Origin of the sequence: Metapseudomonas boanensis (assembly GCF_018704125.1) — a bacterium.
GTDB lineage: Bacteria > Pseudomonadota > Gammaproteobacteria > Pseudomonadales > Pseudomonadaceae > Metapseudomonas > Metapseudomonas boanensis.
In genome coordinates, this window is record NZ_JAGTIS010000001.1 from 733,236 (window position 1) to 746,065 (window position 12,830).

Genomic DNA, 12,830 nt, shown 5'->3' on the forward strand with positions numbered 1-12,830 from the left:
CATGAGCCTGCGGAAATTCCTCGACAAGATCGAACACAACTTCGATCAGGGCGGCCGCTATGAAAAGTGGTACGCCCTCTATGAAGCGATCGACACATTCTTCTACCGCCCGGGCAGCGTGACCCGGACGACCGCTCATGTGCGCGACGGCATCGACCTCAAGCGGATGATGATTACCGTCTGGCTGTGCACCTTTCCGGCGATGTTCTTCGGCATGTGGAACGTCGGCTATCAGGCCAACCTGGTCTTCGACCAGAGTCCTGATCTGCTGGCGGCCCAGGAAGGTTGGCGTATTGCCTTGACCGGCGCGCTGGCGGGGTTCGATCCCAACAGCATTTGGGACAACTTCGTCCAGGGTGCTGCCTGGTTTCTGCCGATCTACGCGGTGACGTTCATCGTCGGCGGCTTCTGGGAGGTGCTCTTCGCCTCTATTCGGCGCCATGAAGTGAACGAAGGCTTCTTCGTTACCTCGGTGCTGTTCGCCCTCACGCTTCCGCCGAGCATCCCACTCTGGCAGGTGGCGTTAGGCATCAGCTTCGGCGTTGTGCTGGGCAAGGAAGTCTTTGGCGGCACTGGCAAGAATTTCCTCAACCCGGCCCTCGCGGGTCGCGCTTTCCTGTTTTTTGCCTACCCGGCACAGATATCCGGCGATGCCGTGTGGACCGCGGTGGACGGCTTCGCCGGCGCCACTTCGCTGAGCCTGGGCGCGGCTGGTGGCGTCGAGAATATCCTCGGTCACGGCATCACCTGGATGGATGCCTTCCTCGGCACCATTCATGGCTCCATTGGTGAAACCAGCACCCTGGCCATCTTGATCGGTGGTGGCGTGCTGCTCCTGACTCGCATCGCCGCCTGGCGCATCGTGGCCGGCGTGATGCTGGGCATGATCGCCATGAGTTACCTGTTCAACGCCATTGGTTCGGCCACCAACCCGATGTTCGCCATGCCGTGGCATTGGCATCTGGTGCTGGGTGGTTTTGCGTTCGGCATGATGTTCATGGCCACTGACCCGGTTTCGGCGTCCATGACCAACACCGGCAAGTGGCTGTTCGGCGCACTGATCGGTGTGATGGTCGTACTGATCCGCGTCGTCAACCCGGCTTTCCCGGAAGGCATGATGCTGGCGATCCTGTTCGCCAACCTGTTCGCTCCGCTGATCGATCACTTCGTCGTTCAGGCCAACATCAAGCGGAGGCTGGCACGCAATGTCTAGTCAGAAAGAATCCACCGTCCGCACGCTGCTGGTGGCCCTCGTGGTCTGCCTGGTGTGCTCGATTTTCGTCGCCGGCGCGGCCGTGGCGCTAAAGCCGGTGCAGGTCGAGAACCGTGAGCTGGACAAGCAGCGCAGCATCCTGACCATTGCCGGGCTTGCGCAGCCGGATATGTCGGCCGGGGAGATCCAGGAGCTCTACGCCAACCGCATCACGGCCAAGGTCGTTGACCTGGCCAGTGGCAAGTTCAGTGATGACGTCCAGGCTGCCGGCTATGACTCGCTCAAAGCCGCAAAGGACCCCAAGCTCTCCGACGCGCTTTCCGGTGCGCAGGACATCGCCTCGATCAAGCGTCGCGAGCGCCTGAGCACTGTCTATCTCGTGGAGACCGACGGTAAATTGGACACCCTGATCCTGCCGGTGCGGGGCTACGGCCTTTGGTCGACCCTCTATGGCTTCTTGGCGCTCAAGGGTGATCTGAGCACCGTGGTTGGCCTGGGCTTCTACCAGCATGGCGAAACACCCGGTTTGGGCGGTGAGGTTGACAACCCGAAGTGGAAAGCACTGTGGAACGGCAAGAACCTGTTCGACGAACAGGGTCAACTCGCCATCGAGATCATCAAAGGCAGCGTCGACCCGCAGTCGGCCAGCGCGAAGCACCAGGTCGACGGTCTGGCCGGCGCCACTCTGACCAGCAAAGGCGTGAATAACCTGCTGCATTTCTGGCTGGGCGAGAACGGCTTCGGCCCCTTCCTGGCCAACTTGAACAAAGGGGAGGCATGAACATGGCGCAGCCCACTATCCGTCAGGTCCTGCTGGACCCGATCCTGCACAACAACCCCATCGGTCTGCAGATCCTCGGGATCTGCTCGGCGCTGGCGGTGACCTCCAACCTCAAGACCGCGCTGGTGATGTCTGCCGCGCTGACCTTGGTCACCGGCTTCTCCAACCTGTTCATCTCGATGATCCGCAGCCAGATCCCCAGCTCGATCCGCATGATCGTGCAGATGGTGATCATCGCCTCCTTGGTGATCGTGGTCGATCAGGTGTTGAAGGCCTATGCCTTCAGCCTGTCCAAACAGCTGTCGGTGTTCGTCGGCCTGATTATCACCAACTGCATCGTGATGGGGCGTGCCGAAGCCTTCGCCATGGCTAACCCGCCGGTGCTGTCGTTTTTCGACGGCATCGGCAACGGCCTGGGCTACAGTGCCATGCTGATCGTCCTGGGCATCATTCGTGAGCTGTTCGGCGCCGGGAAGCTGCTGGGCTTCGAGGTGCTGCCAGTGATCAACGATGGTGGCTGGTATCAACCCAACGGGCTCCTGCTGCTGCCGCCCTCGGCCTTCTTCCTGATCGGCCTGATCATCTGGGCGCTGCGTAGCTGGAAGACCGAACAGAAAGAGGCCCCGGCCTTCAAGATTGCCCCGCAGGTATCCAACAAGGAGGCCTACTGATGGAGCACTACGTCAGCCTGTTCGTGAAGGCCGTGTTCGTCGAGAACATGGCGCTGGCCTTCTTCCTCGGCATGTGCACCTTCATCGCCATCTCCAAGAAGGTGGAAACCGCCATCGGTCTGGGTGTCGCGGTGATCGTGGTGCAGGCCATTACCGTCCCGGCCAACAACCTTTTGTACTCCTTGTTGCTCAAGGACGGCGCGCTGGCTTGGGCCGGCCTGCCGGACGTCGACCTGAGCTTCCTCGGCCTGCTCAGCTACATCGGTGTGATCGCGGCTATCGTGCAGATCCTCGAGATGCTGCTCGACAAGTATGTGCCGTCGCTCTACAACGCCCTCGGCGTGTTCCTGCCGCTGATCACGGTGAACTGCGCCATCATGGCCGGCTCGCTGTTCATGGTGGAGCGCGACTACAACCTCGGCGAGAGCGTGGTCTATGGCGTCGGCTCAGGCTTTTCCTGGGCCCTGGCCATCGCGCTGCTGGCGGGTATCCGCGAGAAGCTCAAGTACAGCGATGTGCCGGAAGGCCTGCAGGGCTTGGGTATCACCTTCATCACCATCGGTCTGATGTCGTTGGGCTTCATGTCCTTCTCGGGCGTCCAGTTGTAAGGAGAGGACATGCTGAGCTTTGAGATTTTCCTGGCAATTGGCATGTTCACCGCCATCGTCCTGGGGCTGGTGGTGATCATCCTCGCCGCACGCGCCAAGCTGGTTTCCAGCGGTGACGTGAACATCGTCATCAACGGCGAGAAGACCATCACGGTCCCAGCAGGCGGCAAGCTGCTGCAGACCCTGGCGGCACAGAATATCTTCCTCTCGTCCGCCTGTGGTGGCGGCGGCACCTGCGCCCAGTGCAAGTGCATCGTCGAGAGCGGGGGTGGCGAGATGCTGCCCACTGAGGAGTCGCATTTCACCCGGCGCCAGGCGAAGGAAGGCTGGCGACTCTCCTGCCAGACCCCGGTCAAGCAAGACATGCAGATCGAGGTGTCGGAAGAAGTCTTCGGCGTCAAGAAGTGGGAGTGCACGGTGGAGTCCAACCCCAATGTCGCCACCTTCATCAAGGAGCTGACCTTGCGCCTGCCAGAAGGTGAGAGCGTCGACTTTCGCGCCGGCGGTTACGTGCAGCTCGAGTGCCCGCCCCACGTGGTCAATTACAAGGACTTCGACATCCAGCCCGAATACCGGGGCGATTGGGACAAGTTCAACCAGTGGAAGTATGTGTCCAAGGTCGATGAGACGGTGATTCGCGCCTACTCGATGGCCAACTACCCGGACGAAAAGGGCATCGTCAAATTCAATATCCGCATCGCCTCGCCACCGCCTGGCAAGGACCACCTGCCGCCTGGGCAGATGTCGTCCTGGGTGTTCAATCTCAAGCCAGGTGACAAGGTCACGGTGTACGGGCCGTTCGGCGAGTTCTTTGCCAAGGACACCGATGCCGAGATGATCTTCATTGGCGGTGGTGCGGGTATGGCGCCGATGCGTTCGCACATCTTCGATCAACTCAAGCGCCTCAAGTCCAGGCGCAAGATCAGCTTCTGGTACGGCGCGCGCTCCCTGCGCGAAGCCTTCTATACCGAAGAGTACGATCAGCTCCAAGCGGAAAACCCGAACTTCGAATGGCACCTGGCGCTGTCCGATCCGCAGCCGGAAGACAACTGGACGGGGCTCAAGGGCTTCATCCACAACGTGCTATACGAGAACTACCTCAAGGACCACCCGGCCCCTGAGGATTGCGAGTTCTACATGTGCGGCCCGCCGATGATGAATGCCGCGGTGATCAAGATGCTCACCGACCTGGGCGTGGAGCGTGAGAACATCCTGCTGGACGATTTCGGTGGCTAGAGCGCTGTCATTGCTGCTGTCGGCCAGCATGCTGCTGGCAGGTTGCAGTGAGCGAGTCGAGGAGTTCGGTGGCCCGACCATGGGCAGCACCTACTCGGTGAAGTATGTGCGAAGTGCGTCCGCTCCTTCGGTGGAGCAGGCTCGCGGCGAAGTGGAAGCGATTCTCGGCGAAGTCGACCGGCAGATGTCCAGCTACCGGGCCGACTCCGATGTCGAGCGTTTCAACGCATTGCCTGCTGGCAGTTGCATGGCCTTGCCTGCCCCGATGCTGGAGTTGGTGGGGTTCGCGTCTGCCTTGTCCAGAGACAGCGATGGCGCCTTCGACATGACACTTGAACCCCTGCTCAATCTCTGGGGCTTTGGACCCAAGGGGCGAGGTGGGTATGTGCCGAGTGCCGAAGCCGTCGCCCGGGTACGTGCAGATGTTGGTCATCAGCATCTATCCATCCGTGGCCAGGAACTGTGCAAGGATGCGGCCGTGCAGCTCGATTTCAACAGTATCGCGGCTGGCTATGCGGTAGATCGAGTCAGTGCGCGGCTGACCGGATTGGGCGCTACCAGTTCTCTGGTGGAGATTACCGGCGAACTGAAGGCGGTTGGCCGCAAGCCAGATGGGTCGCCTTGGCGCATCGCGATCGAAGCCCCGCAGGATGATCGCCAGGTGGCGCAGAAAATTATCAGCCTGGACGGGCTCGCCGTTTCGACGTCCGGCGACTACCGCAACTATTTTGAAGAGAACGGCAAGCGTTACTCGCATACCCTGAACCCCAGGACCGGTGCGCCCATCACCCACAACCTCGCTTCGGTGACGGTGGTGGATGAGTCGGCTCTGCAGGCTGATGGGTTGTCCACGCTGCTGATGGTTCTGGGGCCAGAGGCCGGCGGTGCTTATGCCGAAGCACGTGGGATCGCCGCGTTCTTCGTGGTTCGCAAAGGCGAGGGTTTTGTGAGCCGAGGCAGCAGTCGGTTCGAGCAGCTATTCGCTGCGAAGGAGGATTGAGATGACCTGGTTACTGGTGTTCGTGATCATGCTGTTGGTGGTACTGGGCATGGCCGTTGGGGTGATCATGGGACGCAAGCCTATCGCCGGCTCGTGCGGCGGCATCGCCAACCTCGGCATCGAGAAGGAATGCTCGATCTGTGGCGGCAATCGACAAAAGTGCGAGGAGGTGCAGCGCGGCGGTGATGTAGTGGACGCAAAGCTCGCCTACGACGCGACCAAGCGCTAATGTGCAGCGCCAACTGACTTGGTTAAGCTGCACGCCAGTTCTGAAATGCTGCGGTGATGGGTTCCGCAGTCTTGCCGGGGGCGCCAATGGGCGCCCCGGCCCGTTATGAGGAGTAAGCATGGCTGTCTACAACTACGACGTAGTGGTGCTGGGTTCCGGTCCGGCGGGGGAAGGTGCGGCGATGAATGCCGCCAAGGCCGGGTGCAAGGTGGCGGTGGTCGATAGCCGCCGCGAGGTCGGTGGCAACTGCACCCACCTGGGCACCATCCCGTCAAAGGCGCTGCGTCACTCGGTGCGGCAGATCATGCAGTTCAACACCAACCCGATGTTCCGCCAGATTGGCGAGCCGCGTTGGTTCTCCTTCCCTGACGTGCTGAAAAGTGCAGAGAAGGTAATCGCGAAGCAAGTCGCATCTCGCACCGGTTACTACGCGCGCAACCGTATCGACACCTTCTTTGGTACCGGCAGCTTCGCCGACGAGCAGACCATCGAAGTGGTCTGCCAGAACGGCGTTGTGGAGCGCCTGGTGGCCAAGCAGATCATCATCGCCACCGGTTCTCGTCCGTATCGTCCGGACGATGTCGACTTCAGTCACCCGCGGGTTTACGACAGCGACACCATCCTCAACCTGAGCCACACGCCGCGCCGCCTGATCATCTACGGAGCCGGTGTAATTGGCAGCGAATACGCTTCCATCTTCAGTGGCCTGGGGGTGCTGGTGGACCTGATCGACAACCGCGATCAGCTGCTCAGCTTCCTCGACGACGAGATTTCCGACGCGCTTAGCTACCACTTGCGCAATAACAACGTACTGATTCGCCACAACGAGGAGTACGAGCGCATCGAGGGACTGGACAACGGCGTGATCCTGCACCTGAAATCCGGTAAGAAGATCAAGGCCGACGCCTTGCTCTGGTGCAACGGCCGTACTGGTAACACCGACAAGCTGGGTCTGGAAAACATTGGCATCAAGGTCAATAGCCGTGGCCAGATCGAAGTCGACCAGAACTACCGCACCTCCATCTCGAACATTTACGCAGCGGGCGATGTGATTGGCTGGCCGAGTCTGGCGAGCGCCGCCTATGACCAGGGCCGCTCGGCTGCCGGCAATATCGTCGACAATGACAGCTGGCGTTTCGTGGATGATGTGCCGACCGGCATTTACACCATCCCGGAGATCAGCTCCATCGGCAAGAACGAGAAGGAACTGACCCAGGCCAAGATTCCCTATGAAGTGGGCAAGGCGTTCTTCAAGGGTATGGCGCGGGCGCAGATCGCTGTAGAACCGGTCGGCATGCTGAAAATCCTCTTCCATCGCGAGACGCTGGAGGTTCTGGGTGTGCACTGCTTTGGCTACCAGGCCTCGGAGATCGTGCATATCGGTCAGGCGATCATGAACCAGAAGGGCGAGGCGAATACCATCAAGTACTTCGTCAATACCACCTTCAACTACCCGACCATGGCGGAGGCCTATCGGGTAGCTGCGTTCGACGGCCTGAACCGGCTTTTTTGAGCGGCTCCGACCGGTGGCCTGAACCGGTCGGGGTAGATCCGTTCAGCAATTCCCAAGGGTGGCGCTGGCCAAACCGGGAAAGTCTGTAATCAGGCTGTCCGCGCCAAAGTCAGCGAGCCGGCGCATCAGTGCCGGTTCGTTGACCGTCCATACCGACACATGCAAGCCTTCCTTCTGGGCGCGCAAGAGTCGCTCCGGGGTGCACAGCGTCCAGTTCAGGGCGAGCAGGTTGCAGCCGTGATGCTTGGCGACCTTCAGTGGATCGAGCCAGGCATATTCGGCCACCAGCCCGCGTGAAAGCCTGGGCGTCAGTCGGTTCAGTGCCCGCAGCACTTCGCGGGAGCTGGAGGTCACCGTGACTTTGTCCACCACGTCGTACCGTTCGGCCAGTTCCTGGATGGCCAGGACTGTGCGTGCCGCGCGGACCCGAGAGGCGCTTTTCACCTCCAGTTGCCAGTGCTCGAAGTCGCAATGTTCGAATAGTTCGGCAAGCCGGGGAATAGGGCAGGGCTTTGGCCAATGCGGTCCGCTCATCCGAGCGTCGTATGTCACCAGTTCGTTGGCGTCGTGTTCCGCCACTTTGCCGCGGCGTCCAGTGGTTCGTTTTAGCGTTGGGTCGTGAATTACCATCAGCTCGCCGTCACGGGACAGGTGCAGGTCCAGTTCGCAGCGTTGCACGCCATGGGACAGGCATTGCTGGAAACTGGCCAGGGTATTTTCCGGGCATTCGCCCTTGGCGCCTCGATGGCCGTAGATCAGGGTCACTTGTATTCCCTTGGTGCTCTGGGTTGGTGGTGGCGGACGCTGTCGATCACTCGCCCGCTTTCGAAATAGACCGAGAACTCGCGATAGTCCCAGCGACTGATTGGCGGGTTGCCGATAGCTGGTCGCTGTTCGTTCGGAGGGCCAAACCGCTTGAGTACAGCGTCTTGGGTTTGGCCGCGTAAAGGCAGGGGCAGAGTCGCGTCACCTTGTTGCCCGAGCGGTACTTCGAGGGTTTCGGCGCTCGTGGGCAGGGCGAGCACAAGGCCAAGCAGCAAGGCGGCGCGCAACATACGGTGGCCTCAGTCGGATGTGGATGGGCGTTGGCGTGCCTGGCGACGCTCCGACGCTTGCCTCTGCAGGATATGCTTGGCCAGCAATTGGCGCTGGGCATCGGTCAGTGCTTCGAACTCCGCGCCAATCTCGAACTCGTCTTCCCCCTGGGCTTGGCTATGCACGACTACGGCACGCAGCTGTAAACCGAGCGCCTGCGGCATCAGTACCATCTTCACTGCGAGGCGGGTGCCAGGTTCGAAGGGTGTTCGATTGCTGAAGTTGATGCCGGCTTCCGATAACGTCACCTGACGGGCCGGGCCGATATCGTGCAACAGGCTTCGGGCAAGGGCCTGGCCAATCAGGTCGATACGCTTGTTGATGACCTTCAGGTAGCTTGCCAGTGGGCGATCTCGTTCATGAATATGCCGCAGCAGGTGCTGTGACTCGAAATCCATCAGGTGCAATTCGCTGAGGAGGCTGAAAAGCTGGGAGGCATCCTCCGGATCGCCATCCACACTGGTTTCGCCAGATTTCAAAGGGCTGATTTCCAGTGCGATCGTATCTTCGATGCGGTAGTATTCGCGACGGTCTTCCGCGTCTCGTGTCGACATGGCGAACCCATGGCAGCAGTGGTGGTCTGAGTGTAAACGCTGCTTGCCGAGCCCCGCCACAAGGACGTCCCTTCTTTCGCCAGCGAACTTCATTTCCATGTTCAGACCGCTGTCTCTGTATATAGGCGCACGCTACACGCGCGCCAAGCGTCGCAATTATTTCGTCTCCTTCATATCTCTCACTTCGATGATCGGGCTGGCCTTGGGCGTCCTCGTGATGATCCTGGTGTTGTCGGTCATGAATGGTTTCGACCATGAGATGCGCACTCGCGTATTGGGCATGGTGCCCCATGCCACGGTGGAGTCAGCCGTTCCCATCGATGACTGGCGCAAGCTGGCCGAGGGGGTGGTGCGGCATCCGGAGGTCAAAGCCGTAGCACCTTACACGCAGGTTCAGGGGCTGCTGACCGCCGCCGGAAAAGTGCAGAAAGTGCTGGTCAACGCAGTGGACCCACAGGAAGAGGCCAAGGTCTCGATCATCGAGGACTTCTTTCGGGAGGGGAGCCTCGCAAGCCTCGCCCCAGGTGAGTTCGGCATGGTGATCGGCGACCGGGCCGCGACCAAGCTTGGCGTCCGTATCGGCGACAAAGTCACCTTCGTCCTGCCCGAAGTCGCGGTAACGCCAGCAGGCGTGTTCCCGCGCATGAAGCGTTTCACCGTGGTTGGCATCTTCCATGTCGGGGCCGGTGAGCTCGATGGCTACCTGGCCCTTGCAAACATTGCTGATGTTGCCCGCCTGAAACGTTGGCAGCCCCACCAGGTGCAAGGCCTGCGGCTCAAGCTCGACGACCTGTTCAAGGCGCCGCAACTGGCTTGGCAGATTGCCGGCGAGTTGAAGGGCGAGGACTTCTATGCTCGTGACTGGACGCGCTCCCACGGTAACCTCTATCAGGCGATCAAGATGGAGAAGGCCATGATCGGCCTGCTTCTGCTTCTCATCGTCGCGGTGGCTGCGTTCAACATCATTTCCACCCTGGTGATGGTGGTGACTGATAAGCGCGGTGACATTGCCATCCTGCGTACCCTTGGCGCGACACCGCGCCAGATCATGGGCATCTTCATGGTTCAGGGCACGGTCATCGGGGTGGTCGGCACATTGATTGGAGGCCTGCTTGGGATCCTCGCTGCACTCAAGGTGAGCGATGCCATCGGCTGGCTCGAGCGGCTGCTGGGGCTCAAGTTCCTCAATGCCGATGTCTATTTCATCGACTATCTGCCGTCGCAGCTAATGGTCGAGGATGTGGTGCTGGTCTGCTCGGCCGCGCTGATCCTGAGTTTCCTTGCCACCCTTTATCCTGCCTGGCGTGCTTCGCGCACCCAGCCTGCGGAGGCTTTGCGTTATGAGTGATAAGGCTGTCCTGAGTTGCCGCAACCTCGGCAAGAGCTACGAGGAGGGCCCGCAGTCCGTTGTCGTGCTGTCAGGTGTCGAGTTGGAACTGCATCCAGGCGAGCGAGTGGCCATCGTCGGCAGTTCCGGTTCTGGCAAGAGTACCTTGCTGAATATGCTGGGTGGTCTGGATACACCCAGTAATGGCAGCGTCTGGTTGGCGGGTGAGGAGCTTTCCGCCCTCAGCGAGACCGCCCGTGGCCTGTTGCGTAACCGTGCGCTGGGGTTCGTCTATCAGTTCCATCACCTGCTGCCGGAGTTCACGGCTCTTGAGAACGCCTGCATGCCCTTGCTGATTGGCCGCACACCGATCGCCGAGGCCCGTCAACGGGCTACGGCGCTGCTGGAGCGGGTAGGACTGGGCCATCGCTTGTCGCACAAGCCGGCAGAATTGTCGGGTGGCGAACGTCAGCGCGTGGCCATCGCCCGGGCGCTGGTCAACCAGCCGGCCCTTGTGCTGCTCGATGAGCCTACGGGTAACCTGGACCAGCACACAGCCCACGGTATTCAGGAGCTGATGCTGGAGCTGAGCCGCTCCCTGAAAACAGCCTTCCTGATCGTGACTCACGACCTGCAGTTGGCCCACCAGATGGATAGGGTACTGCGCCTGGAAGACGGACGTTTGGTGGCTGCCTGAGATGTTCAGACCCCTGTCGATATTCATTGGCGCCCGCTATACGCGCGCCAAGCGTCGCAACCATTTCATCTCGTTCATTTCGCTGACCTCAATGATCGGCCTGGCCTTGGGCGTGCTGGCCATGATCGTGGTGCTCTCGGTCATGAACGGCTTCCAGAAGGAAATGCGCTCGCGCATCCTGGGCATGGTTCCTCACGCCACGTTGAGCGCCGAGCAGCCTCTGGACGACTGGCGCAAGGTTGCTGACAGTGCGATGAAGCATCCCGAGGTGGTCGGCGCAGTGCCTTTCGCCGAGTTGGAGGGGATGCTCTCCTACAAGGGCATGATGCAGCCGGTGCAGATCAACGGCATCGATCCGCGTGAAGAGTCCAAGGTTTCCATCATTGGAAAACACATGGTCCAGGGCGATCTGGACGCGCTTGTGCCCGGCGAGTTCGGCGTCGTCATCGGCGAAATCTCGGCACGTCGCTTTCGTCTCAATGTTGGCGACAAGCTGACGCTGATCGTTCCCGAGGTAAGCAGCGCGCCTGGCGGTATAACGCCACGCATGCAGCGCTTGACCGTCGTTGGCGTATTCAAGGTGGGCGCAGAACTGGACGGCTCGCTGGCGCTGATCAATGTTGTCGATGCCTCGGCGATCCAGCGTCTGAAGGACGGCCAGGTGCAAGGCGTCCGAATTGCCCTGAAGGATCTGTTCATGGCGCCCGAAGTGTCGCGGCAGATCGTGGCCGAGCTCGGACAGGACTACCGCACCGATGACTGGACTCACACCCAGGGCAGCCTTTTCAGCGCAATGAAAATGGAAAAGACCATGATCGGTCTGCTCCTGCTGCTGATCGTGGCCGTGGCGGCGTTCAACATCATCGCTACCCTGATCATGGTGGTGGCCGACAAACGTGCCGACATTGCGATCTTGCGTACGCTGGGCGCCACGCCGCGGCAGATCATGGCGATCTTCATGGTGCAGGGTTCGGTGATTGGCACGGTTGGTACGCTGATCGGCACCGTGCTCGGGACGATCACCGCGCTTAACGTGAGTCAGTGGATTGCCGCTCTGGAGCGTGCGAGCGGTCGGCAGATCTTCAGCTCGGATGTCTACTTCGTAAGCTACCTGCCGTCCGAGTTGCAGGTCGGGGATGTGCTATTGATCTGTGCTGCTGCGCTGTCGCTGAGCTTCCTCGCCACGCTTTACCCGGCATGGCGCGCGGCCCAGACTCAACCGGCTGAGGCGTTGCGCTACGAGTGATGGCGCTGCGGTTCTTGCCCGCTAAACGAAAAACGCCGCACTGATGCGGCGTTTTTCGTTTCAGCGACTTTTCCGGCGAGCTTTCTGGCGTTTGCGCCAGCTATGGGCCACCCACCAGCGCCAGTAGAGCATCGTCAGCACATAGCCCAGGATGCCTGTCAGCACGCCGCAGACTACCGAGCCAAGCAGGAAAGGTTGCCAGAGGCTGCTGAGTTCCTGAGTGATCCAGTTCCAGGTCAGTTCATCGGGCAGCACGCGTGGCGGTACTTGCATCAGCCAGGCGCCGAGCTTGTAGGTGCAGTAGAACACGGGCGGCATGGTGATCGGGTTGGTCAGCCAGACCAGGCCCACCGAGATCGGCAGGTTGGCGCGGACCATAATGGCCAGGCCTGCGGCGAGGAGCATCTGCATCGGAATGGGGATGAAGGCGGCGAACAGACCCATGGCCATCGCGCGCGCGACCGAGTGACGGTTGAGGTGCCAGAGATTGGGGTCGTGGATGAGCGAGCCGAGAAAGCGCAGGGACTTGTGTTCCCTGATGGTGTCCGGGTGGGGCATGTAGCGCTTGAAGATACGACGCGGCATGGGGACTCTCTGGCGATTGAAGCGCCGGTATTATGCACACAAAGAAGTGACACTGCCGGTTCAGTTTGTGTCGGC

Annotated in this window: 15 protein-coding genes; 11 read left to right on the forward strand and 4 right to left on the reverse strand. The window is 60.6% G+C overall.

Annotation, left to right across the window (positions count from 1 at the left end; genetic code table 11):
- Window position 1 precedes the first annotated feature (1 nt).
- From J7302_RS03425 to sthA, 8 genes are all read left to right on the forward strand, one after another.
- Window positions 2-1,213, forward strand: a complete 1,212-nt coding sequence (locus tag J7302_RS03425; RefSeq protein ID WP_215370236.1) for an NADH:ubiquinone reductase (Na(+)-transporting) subunit B — start codon at window positions 2-4, stop codon at window positions 1,211-1,213.
- Complete coding sequence (locus J7302_RS03430) at window positions 1,206-1,994, forward strand: Na(+)-translocating NADH-quinone reductase subunit C (RefSeq protein ID WP_215370239.1); 789 nt, start codon at window positions 1,206-1,208, stop codon at window positions 1,992-1,994. The genes J7302_RS03425 and J7302_RS03430 overlap by 8 nt, the downstream gene beginning before the upstream one ends.
- Window positions 1,991-2,665: an NADH:ubiquinone reductase (Na(+)-transporting) subunit D gene (locus J7302_RS03435; RefSeq protein WP_215370242.1), complete on the forward strand. Its 675-nt coding sequence runs from the start codon at window positions 1,991-1,993 to the stop codon at window positions 2,663-2,665. Before J7302_RS03430 ends, J7302_RS03435 begins: the two co-directional genes overlap by 4 nt.
- Entirely contained in the window at window positions 2,665-3,273 is a 609-nt protein-coding gene (nqrE, locus tag J7302_RS03440; protein ID WP_215370246.1) for an NADH:ubiquinone reductase (Na(+)-transporting) subunit E, read from the forward strand. The genes J7302_RS03435 and nqrE overlap by 1 nt, the downstream gene beginning before the upstream one ends.
- 9 nt (window positions 3,274-3,282) lie before the next feature.
- Entirely contained in the window at window positions 3,283-4,509 is a 1,227-nt protein-coding gene (nqrF, locus tag J7302_RS03445) for an NADH:ubiquinone reductase (Na(+)-transporting) subunit F (RefSeq protein ID WP_215370249.1), read from the forward strand.
- 28 nt (window positions 4,510-4,537) lie between these two features.
- Window positions 4,538-5,509: an FAD:protein FMN transferase gene (locus J7302_RS03450; RefSeq protein ID WP_215370790.1), complete on the forward strand. Its 972-nt coding sequence runs from the start codon at window positions 4,538-4,540 to the stop codon at window positions 5,507-5,509.
- Window position 5,510: 1 nt separating this feature from the next.
- Window positions 5,511-5,738 (forward strand): (Na+)-NQR maturation NqrM, encoded by a 228-nt coding sequence (nqrM, locus tag J7302_RS03455; RefSeq protein ID WP_215370252.1) that lies wholly within the window; start codon window positions 5,511-5,513, stop codon window positions 5,736-5,738.
- A 118-nt stretch (window positions 5,739-5,856) separates the two neighbouring features.
- Complete coding sequence (sthA, locus tag J7302_RS03460) at window positions 5,857-7,251, forward strand: Si-specific NAD(P)(+) transhydrogenase (protein WP_215370255.1); 1,395 nt, start codon at window positions 5,857-5,859, stop codon at window positions 7,249-7,251.
- A gap of 42 nt (window positions 7,252-7,293) precedes the next feature.
- Here the strand turns inward: sthA and J7302_RS03465 are convergent, their stop codons facing one another.
- Genes J7302_RS03465 through J7302_RS03475 form a run of 3 tightly spaced genes read right to left on the reverse strand, consistent with a single transcriptional unit; the run spans window position 7,294 to window position 8,900 of the window.
- The gene (locus J7302_RS03465) at window positions 7,294-8,016 is read right to left on the reverse strand and encodes a glycerophosphodiester phosphodiesterase (RefSeq protein ID WP_215370258.1); all 723 of its coding nucleotides are present in this window, start codon (window positions 8,014-8,016) and stop codon (window positions 7,294-7,296) included.
- The gene (locus J7302_RS03470; RefSeq protein WP_215370261.1) at window positions 8,013-8,306 is read right to left on the reverse strand and encodes a phosphodiesterase; all 294 of its coding nucleotides are present in this window, start codon (window positions 8,304-8,306) and stop codon (window positions 8,013-8,015) included. Before J7302_RS03470 ends, J7302_RS03465 begins: the two co-directional genes overlap by 4 nt.
- Before the next feature lie 9 nt (window positions 8,307-8,315).
- Window positions 8,316-8,900 carry a PilZ domain-containing protein gene (locus J7302_RS03475; RefSeq protein WP_215370796.1) on the reverse strand — a complete coding sequence of 195 codons (585 nt, stop codon included), beginning with the start codon at window positions 8,898-8,900 and terminating at the stop codon, window positions 8,316-8,318.
- 97 nt (window positions 8,901-8,997) lie between these two features.
- Between J7302_RS03475 and J7302_RS03480 the strand changes: the two genes are divergently transcribed.
- From J7302_RS03480 to J7302_RS03490, 3 genes are read left to right on the forward strand one after another with little or no spacing between them, the layout of a single operon-like run.
- Window positions 8,998-10,248, forward strand: a complete 1,251-nt coding sequence (locus J7302_RS03480) for a lipoprotein-releasing ABC transporter permease subunit (RefSeq protein WP_215370264.1) — start codon at window positions 8,998-9,000, stop codon at window positions 10,246-10,248.
- Window positions 10,241-10,924 (forward strand): lipoprotein-releasing ABC transporter ATP-binding protein LolD, encoded by a 684-nt coding sequence (lolD, locus tag J7302_RS03485; protein ID WP_215370267.1) that lies wholly within the window; start codon window positions 10,241-10,243, stop codon window positions 10,922-10,924. Before J7302_RS03480 ends, lolD begins: the two co-directional genes overlap by 8 nt.
- A 1-nt stretch (window position 10,925) precedes the next feature.
- The gene (locus tag J7302_RS03490) at window positions 10,926-12,170 is read left to right on the forward strand and encodes a lipoprotein-releasing ABC transporter permease subunit (protein WP_215370270.1); all 1,245 of its coding nucleotides are present in this window, start codon (window positions 10,926-10,928) and stop codon (window positions 12,168-12,170) included.
- Between the two features lie 60 nt (window positions 12,171-12,230).
- Here J7302_RS03490 and J7302_RS03495 read toward each other — a convergent pair whose 3' ends face one another.
- Window positions 12,231-12,755 (reverse strand): DUF2062 domain-containing protein, encoded by a 525-nt coding sequence (locus J7302_RS03495; RefSeq protein ID WP_215370273.1) that lies wholly within the window; start codon window positions 12,753-12,755, stop codon window positions 12,231-12,233.
- Between the last annotated feature and the right edge of the window lie 75 nt (window positions 12,756-12,830).

What these genes read in the sequence shown, in the direction of transcription:
- sthA (WP_215370255.1), top strand. Translation starts at nt 5,857, where the DNA reads ATGGCTGTCTACAACTACGACGTAGTGGTGCTGGGTTCCGGTCCGGCG.
- J7302_RS03490 (WP_215370270.1), top strand. Translation starts at nt 10,926, where the DNA reads ATGTTCAGACCCCTGTCGATATTCATTGGCGCCCGCTATACGCGCGCC.
- J7302_RS03425 (WP_215370236.1), top strand. Translation starts at nt 2, where the DNA reads ATGAGCCTGCGGAAATTCCTCGACAAGATCGAACACAACTTCGATCAG.
- nqrM (WP_215370252.1), top strand. Translation starts at nt 5,511, where the DNA reads ATGACCTGGTTACTGGTGTTCGTGATCATGCTGTTGGTGGTACTGGGC.
- nqrE (WP_215370246.1), top strand. Translation starts at nt 2,665, where the DNA reads ATGGAGCACTACGTCAGCCTGTTCGTGAAGGCCGTGTTCGTCGAGAAC.
- nqrF (WP_215370249.1), top strand. Translation starts at nt 3,283, where the DNA reads ATGCTGAGCTTTGAGATTTTCCTGGCAATTGGCATGTTCACCGCCATC.
- J7302_RS03480 (WP_215370264.1), top strand. Translation starts at nt 8,998, where the DNA reads ATGTTCAGACCGCTGTCTCTGTATATAGGCGCACGCTACACGCGCGCC.
- J7302_RS03450 (WP_215370790.1), top strand. Translation starts at nt 4,538, where the DNA reads ATGCTGCTGGCAGGTTGCAGTGAGCGAGTCGAGGAGTTCGGTGGCCCG.
- J7302_RS03495 (WP_215370273.1), bottom strand. Translation starts at nt 12,755, where the DNA reads ATGCCGCGTCGTATCTTCAAGCGCTACATGCCCCACCCGGACACCATC.
- J7302_RS03470 (WP_215370261.1), bottom strand. Translation starts at nt 8,306, where the DNA reads ATGTTGCGCGCCGCCTTGCTGCTTGGCCTTGTGCTCGCCCTGCCCACG.
- J7302_RS03430 (WP_215370239.1), top strand. Translation starts at nt 1,206, where the DNA reads ATGTCTAGTCAGAAAGAATCCACCGTCCGCACGCTGCTGGTGGCCCTC.
- J7302_RS03435 (WP_215370242.1), top strand. Translation starts at nt 1,991, where the DNA reads ATGAACATGGCGCAGCCCACTATCCGTCAGGTCCTGCTGGACCCGATC.
- J7302_RS03475 (WP_215370796.1), bottom strand. Translation starts at nt 8,900, where the DNA reads ATGTCGACACGAGACGCGGAAGACCGTCGCGAATACTACCGCATCGAA.
- lolD (WP_215370267.1), top strand. Translation starts at nt 10,241, where the DNA reads ATGAGTGATAAGGCTGTCCTGAGTTGCCGCAACCTCGGCAAGAGCTAC.